The following is a 5,152-nucleotide window of genomic DNA, read 5'->3' on the forward strand; positions in this document are numbered from 1 at the left end:
CCTTCGGCTGCGCGGCCTACCTCTTCTACCTGGCCTATGTGCAGCGCGGCGTTGAGGAGCGCTACACCTTGCCTGTGCTCTTTGTCGGTGTGGTGTGCGCGGGGTTCGTAATCGAGCGCCTGGCGGCGCAGGAAGTGAAATACAGAACCACGGATGCACACGGATAGACACGGATAAATGCAGTTCGGAAGCAGAGCTACAGGTCACGACGGACTTCACAACGTCCTCATGGAATCCATCCGTGTTGATCCGTGTGCATCCGTGGTTCACTCAGTCGAGCGGTCCGCAATAGGGTGTGAAATACTGGGGGTTCATTCGTTTCTATGTCAGTGCGAGCGCAGCGAAGCACCGTGGTTGAATTGGGCAATCCGCGCAAGTCCTCCGCATTCAGATCATTCAGTGGGTCAGGCCACCGAACTTCGCAGCCCTGAATACGAAGAGCGAATGACCAAAGCACGCATGCACCTCCAGGCTGCTCCGCCCGAATGGCGCGAGGCGAAGGCCTATACCGATATCACCTACCGCAAGTGCAATGGCGTGGCGCGCATCGCCTTCAACCGGCCCGAGGTGCGCAATGCCTTCCGTCCGCATACGGTGAGCGAATTGCTCGATGCCTTCCACGACGCACAGGAGGACACTGAGATCGGCGTGGTGCTCTTCAGCGCCGAAGGCCCCAGCGCGAAGGATGGCGGGTGGAGCTTCTGCAGCGGCGGCGATCAGCGCGCGCGCGGACATCAGGGTTATGTGGATGGCGCAGGCACGCCGCGGCTCAACATCCTCGAGGTGCAGCGCCTCATTCGCTTCATGCCGAAAGTGGTGATCGCCGTTGTTCCCGGCTGGTGCGTGGGCGGCGGCCACAGCTTGCACGTGGTGTGCGACCTCAGCCTCGCGAGCAAGGAGCACGCTGTCTTCAAGCAGACCGATGCCGATGTGACGAGCTTCGATGGCGGCTACGGCAGCGCCTACCTCGCCAAGATGGTTGGACAGAAACGCGCCCGCGAGATCTTCTTCCTCGGCCGCGACATCAGCGCCGACCGCGCTTATGAGATGGGCATGGTGAATGCTTCCATCCCGCACGCCGAACTCGAGAGCACCGCGTGGCAATGGGCGCAAGAGATCCTCGCGAAATCGCCCACCGCGATCAAGATGCTCAAGTTCGCCTTCAACCTCACCGATGATGGCCTGGGGCAGCAGGTCTTCGCTTACGAAGCCACGCGCCTAGCCTACATGACCGACGAAGCGAAGGAGGGGCGCAATGCGTTCCTGGAGAAGAGGAAGCCGGAATTCGGAAGGGGAAGTGGATACCGCGATCAATTCATCCGCAGATTACGCAGATGGCCTGCCTAACGGCGGCCTGTATGCCGCAAAGTGCGAAAGCTTATCCGCAGATTACGCAGATGGCCTGCCTAACGGCGGCCTGTATGCCGCAAAGTGCGAAAGCTTATCCGCAGATTACGCAGATGGCCTGCTAACGGCGGCCTGTATGCCGCAAAGTGCGAAAGCTTATCCGCAGATTACGCAGATGGCCTGCCTAACGGCGGCCTGTATGCCGCAAAGTGCGAAAGCTTATCCGCAGATTACGCAGATGGCCTGCCTAACGGCGGCCTGAATGCCGCAGAGCGCAAAAGCTTATCCGCAGATTACGCAGATGGCCTGCCCAACGGCGGCCTGAATGCCGCAGAGCGATATAGCTTTTCCGCAGATTGCGCAGTTGGCCTGCCTAACGGCGGCCTCAATCCCTGTATCACCGCGCGGCTTGAGTCAGCGCAGCGTTAGCGAGCACATCCGCGTAATCTGCGGACGCATTCCAGCTGAGTCAGCGCAGCGTTAGCGAGCACATCCACGCAATCCGCGGACGCATACCAGTTGAGTCAGCGCAGCGTTAGCGAGCACATCCGCGTAATCTGCAGACGCATTCCAGTTGAGTCAGCGCAGCGTTAGCGAGCACATCTGCATAATCTGCGGACGCCCTCAATCCAGCGCATTCTTCGTCACCCAGATCCGCCAAGCGATGATCAGCTTCTGCGTCTTGGAGAGCCGGAGCAGGTTCTTGTCCCACATCTTCGGGAGCAAAGCCTTGTTCAGTTTCGCGAGCACGCGGAAGAGGCGCTTCGTCATGGATCAGTGATGCGTTAGTCCGCAATCCTCATCGGCCCATTCGAGCTCGATGGTGGCGTGATGGATGCCGTGCTTCTTGAGCGCCTCGCGGGCTTTGGTCTTGATGCCAAGTGCCCCGCGGTGATCGATGCCATCGACCACAACGTGAACGGTATGCACGACGAAGCTGCCGTCGAGCGTCCACGTGTGCTGATCGTGCAGGTCCTTCACGTGCGGGATGGTCATGAGGTCGGTGCGCACCTGCTGCATATCGAGGCCCCGGCGGATCTCCTGCATGAGGATGCCTGTGCCCCGGCGCAGGGTTCCGATGGCGTTGATGAGGATGTACGCGCTGATGGCGATGCTGAGCAGCGGATCAACGATGGCCCAGCCGGTGAAGTGGATGACGATGCCGCCCACGAGCACCGCGGCCCAGCCGAGCACATCCTCCAGGAGATGCAGGTAGGCGCCTCGCTCGTTCAGCGTTTTTCCGCCGTGCAGCTTCCACGCCGCGAAGCCGTTCATGGCCAAGCCGAAGAGCGCGAAGCCGATCATGCCCAATGAATGCGGCAGTTCCGGCGCCCACAATTTGGGGACGCTCATGGTGAGCATGAAGAGCGCGCCGATGATGAGCACCACGCTGGTGAGCCATCCGCCGAGCATGCTGTAGCGCCCGTAGCCGTAGCTGTAATGCGAATCGCGCCCCTTCATGGCCACGCGCTGCAGGTACCACGCGGTGCCCAGCACCAAGCAGTCGCCCGCATCGTGCAGCGCATCGGTGAGCACCGCGATGCTGTTAGTCCACAAGCCACCGACGACCTCTACGATCGTGAACGCAAGGTTGACGAAGAAGGCCGTGCGCAAGGCCGCAGCGCTGGCCGCGCTCACATGGCCGTGCGCATGCTCGTGGTGGTGATGGCCCGCGTGATCGTGGGAGTGATCGTGGTGGGCGTGGGGCATGGGCGCAAGGTATTTCTACCCCACCACCACCCTCCCCGTCTTCTTCGCCAGCTTCTGCTTCACCTCGGTGTAGGCCTTGATCTCGGCGAGCAGGATCATCAGGTTGGCATCGTCGGTGGTGCGCAGCTGTTCTTGGCGGTCGCGGATCATGCGATCCACGCGGCGCTCCTTGAGGATGTCCACGGCCTCTTCGATGGCGTCGTAGAGCTGCTCGCTCTCGCGCTTCACGTGGATCTTGTGGCGGTCCTTCCAATTGGGGCTGAGCACGTGGCGCTCGGTGAGCAGGTCGATGGCGGTGCCGCGCCAGTCCTCGCGGTCATGCGCCACATAGGCGTCATGTCGATGCTGCTGCCGGTGTTGTGCGTGAAGCGGTAGTCGAGGTAGATCTCGCGGAAGAGGGGCTCATCGAAGAGGATGTCGTCGAGGGCGAGCAGCTCGAAGAGGAGCTCGGCTACGGTGGTCTCCTCTTCCACCGGATTGCCGTCTTCATCGGCGAAGAGCGATGGGATGCGCTCGTGGCCATAAGCGAGCAGCAAGCGTAGCAGGTCGCGTTCCTGCGGCGTGGTGCCGAGGTCCTCGAGCGTTGGCTGCGGCGGGGCGATCTCTGGCGCGATGACCTCCTCCAGCTCGGCGAGATCCCGGCCTTCGCCGGGACCTCCGAGCTTCTTCCGGTACTGCTTGCGCAGCACCTTGTTCATCTCACTGATGAGCGCCTGCTCATTCACTTGCAGCATACGGCCGCACTGCTGGATGTAGAGCGAGCGCAGCACTTGATCCGGCACCAGTGCGATGCTCTCCACGATCTCGTGGATGGCAGCGGCCTTCTTCACGGGATCGTCGCCCACATCCTGCATGAGCAGGCCCGCCTTGAACACGAGGAAATCCTGCGCGGTCTTCGTGAGGTGCTCGCTCACCTCGCTGCTGCTATGGCTCTTCGCGAAGCTGTCGGGGTCCTCGCCCTCGGGGAAGGTGACCACCTTCACGTTGAGGCCCTCCTTCAGGATGAGGTCGATGCCGCGCAAGCTGGCCTTCATGCCCGCCGCATCGCCATCGTAGAGGATGCACACCGTGGGCGCGTAGCGCTTGATCAAACGCACCTGATCCTCGGTGAGACTGGTGCCGCTGCTGGCCACCGCGTTGGCGATGCCCGCTTGGTGCAGGCCGATATCGGTGTAGCCCTCGACCAAGTAGCAGAGCTGCTGCTCCACGATGGCCTTCTTGGCGTGATGGATGCCGTAGAGCGAGCGGCTCTTTACGTAGAGCACGCTCTCCGGCGAGTTGAAGTACTTCGGGAGCTTCTTGTCGCTCTTGAGCGTGCGCGCACCGAATGCGATGGGCTGGCCGCTGAGGCCGAAGACGGGGAAGGTGACGCGTCCGGCGAAGAAGTCCCACGCGCCGCCATCATCACGGCGTTTGATCCAGCCGGCTTTCTCGAGGATCTCCGGATTGAAGCCATTGGCTTGCGCAGCGATGGCGAAGGCGTTGCCCTGCTCGGGCACATAACCCAAATGGAAAGCCTTGATTGTTGTATCGCTGAAGCCGCGCTCATGGAAGTACGAGAGGCCGATGCGTTTGCCTTCATCGGTGTTCCAGAGCTGCTCTTCGCTCCAGGCCATGGCCCATTGCTGCGCCACGGCGATGCTCTCACGCTCGCTCTGCTCCAGCTGCTGCTCGGGCGATTGCTCCTCTTCGGGCAGCTCGATCTGGTAGCGCTTCGCGATCCAGCGGATGGCTTCGACGTAGCTGAGGTGCTCGTGCTCCGCAAGAAGGTGATGGCATCGCCGGCCTTGCCGCAACCGAAGCACTTGTAAATGCCGAGGTTCGGGCTGACGTTGAAGCTCGGCGTCTTCTCGTTATGGAAGGGGCAGAGGCCCAGGTAGCGCGGCCCTTTGCGTTTGAGCGCGACGAATTCGCCCACGACCTCCTCCACGCGCATGGCGTCCTTGACGGATTGGATGGCGGAGGGGGAGATCATGGGGAAGCGGAAGGCAGAATGAAATATGAAAGCTGAAAGAGGAAAGAGGAAAGCTGAAATAAGAGACCTGAAGCAGCGATTGTGTGCTGCGGCGAGGCCGCTCTTCAACGTTCAGCTTTC

At 61.4% G+C, this 5,152-nt stretch carries 6 protein-coding genes and 1 pseudogene; 2 read left to right on the forward strand and 5 right to left on the reverse strand.

Features of this window, described 5'->3' with window-relative positions; translation table 11 throughout:
• On the forward strand, nucleotides 1-167 hold a 167-nt coding region (locus IPK70_17580), incomplete at its 5' end, for a hypothetical protein (protein ID MBK8228965.1).
• A gap of 292 nt (nucleotides 168-459) precedes the next feature.
• A complete protein-coding gene (locus tag IPK70_17585; GenBank protein ID MBK8228966.1) occupies nucleotides 460-1,347 on the forward strand; it encodes a 1,4-dihydroxy-2-naphthoyl-CoA synthase in 888 nt (295 codons plus the stop codon).
• A gap of 624 nt (nucleotides 1,348-1,971) precedes the next feature.
• Here IPK70_17585 and IPK70_17590 read toward each other — a convergent pair.
• The 5 genes and pseudogenes from IPK70_17590 to IPK70_17610 form a co-directional block, all read right to left on the reverse strand.
• Nucleotides 1,972-2,118 carry a hypothetical protein gene (locus IPK70_17590; GenBank protein ID MBK8228967.1) on the reverse strand — a complete coding sequence of 49 codons (147 nt, stop codon included), beginning with the start codon at nucleotides 2,116-2,118 and terminating at the stop codon, nucleotides 1,972-1,974.
• 3 nt (nucleotides 2,119-2,121) lie between these two features.
• Complete coding sequence (locus IPK70_17595; GenBank protein ID MBK8228968.1) at nucleotides 2,122-3,057, reverse strand: cation transporter; 936 nt, start codon at nucleotides 3,055-3,057, stop codon at nucleotides 2,122-2,124.
• Between the two features lie 15 nt (nucleotides 3,058-3,072).
• Entirely contained in the window at nucleotides 3,073-3,285 is a 213-nt protein-coding gene (locus IPK70_17600; GenBank protein MBK8228969.1) for a hypothetical protein, read from the reverse strand.
• The gene (gene dnaG / locus IPK70_17605; GenBank protein MBK8228970.1) at nucleotides 3,282-4,862 is read right to left on the reverse strand and encodes a DNA primase; all 1,581 of its coding nucleotides are present in this window, start codon (nucleotides 4,860-4,862) and stop codon (nucleotides 3,282-3,284) included. Before dnaG ends, IPK70_17600 begins: the two co-directional genes overlap by 4 nt.
• Nucleotides 4,808-5,032, reverse strand: a pseudogene (locus IPK70_17610) (DNA primase). Before IPK70_17610 ends, dnaG begins: the two are co-directional and overlap by 55 nt.
• Nucleotides 5,033-5,152: the final 120 nt, after the last annotated feature.

This window comes from Flavobacteriales bacterium (assembly GCA_016712535.1).
Lineage (GTDB): Bacteria > Bacteroidota > Bacteroidia > Flavobacteriales_F > PHOS-HE28 > PHOS-HE28.